General features: G+C 63.6%; 1 protein-coding gene. It reads left to right on the forward strand.

Going from position 1 to position 1,417, the window contains the following annotated elements; all coding sequences use genetic code 11:
• Window positions 1-98: 98 nt before the first annotated feature.
• Window positions 99-1,382, forward strand: coding sequence for an IS256 family transposase (locus GWE18_RS41840; protein ID WP_275191293.1), 1,284 nt, complete (start codon window positions 99-101; stop codon window positions 1,380-1,382).
• Window positions 1,383-1,417: the final 35 nt, after the last annotated feature.

Below are 1,417 nucleotides of genomic sequence, written 5' to 3' on the forward strand. Positions count from 1 at the left end.
GAGCTATCGCTGAAAGTTGGTGACGGTGGGAATCGGGAAGGCGGCATATCGTGGGGGTGCTTGAAGCCTCCACTTCTCCACCGAAGGAGCGATATGCCGTGTCCAAAGATAACATCATCAAGCTGATTCAGCCAGGAAACGTCGACGATCAACTCACCGAAATCTTGCGCAATGGAGCGCGTGCGCTGTTGGCCCAGGCGGTCGAGGCCGAGGTCGCGGACTTTCTCGGCAAGCATGCCGATTTGAAGACTTCGGATGGCCACCAGCGCGTCGTGCGCCACGGTCACCTGCCGGAACGCGAGGTGATGACCGGTATCGGTCCGGTCGCCGTCCGCCAGCCGCGTGTACGCGATCGCGAGGCGGACGCTACCGACCCCGACCGCATCCGGTTCTCTCCGTCGATCCTGCCGCCCTACATGCGCCGCTCGAAATCGATCGAGACGCTGCTGCCAATCCTTTACCTGAAGGGGATCTCCACCGGCGACTTCTCCGAGGCTCTGGCGGCGCTGCTCGGCAAGGATGCTGCCGGGCTGTCGGCATCCGCCATCGGCCGCCTGAAGGACGGTTGGCTTGACGAACACACCGCGTGGCAGAGGCGCGATCTGTCGGCGAAGCGCTACGTTTACATCTGGGCCGACGGCATCCATCTCCAGGCACGCCTCGAAGACGAAAAGCAGTGCATCCTGGTGCTGATCGGCGCGACGCCGGAAGGCCGCAAGGAACTGGTCGGCTTCACCGATGGTGCCCGCGAGAGCGCGCAGGACTGGCGCGATCTGCTGCTCGACCTGAAGCGGCGCGGGCTCGACGTGCCGCCGCAGCTCGCCATCGCCGACGGCGCGCTCGGGTTCTGGAAGGCCGCCGGTGAGGTCTGGCCGAGAACGCGCGAGCAGCGCTGCTGGGTGCACAAGACCGCCAACGTGATCGCCAAGTTGCCGAAGAGCCAGCAGCCGAAGGCCAAACGCGCGTTGCAGGAGATCTGGATGGCCGAAACCAAGGCCGCCGCCGAGCTGGCGTTCGACGCCTTCATCGAGAGCTACACGCCCAAATACGAGAAGGCGGCCGACTGCCTGAGCAAGGACCGGGACACGCTACTGGCGTTCTACGACTTCCCGGCCGAGCACTGGAAGCACCTGCGAACGACCAATCCCATTGAAAGCACCTTCGCTACCGTGCGCCACCGCACGATCCGATCGAAGGGTTGCCTGTCCAACAGGACGGCGCTCGCGATGGTCTTCAAACTGCTTGAGGCCGCGCAGAAAAGCTGGCGTCGTCTCGATGGCCACAACCAGTTGCCAAAACTCGTTCTCGGTGTGACATTCAACGACGGGATCGAGGTCATCGCCAAGCCGACTGACCGTCAGCCCATAACCGCCGCCGCCTAACCGGCCAGGCCGTCACCAAAATTTAGCGATAGCTC

The organism is Bradyrhizobium sp. CSA112 (genome assembly GCF_029051645.1).
GTDB lineage: Bacteria > Pseudomonadota > Alphaproteobacteria > Rhizobiales > Xanthobacteraceae > Bradyrhizobium.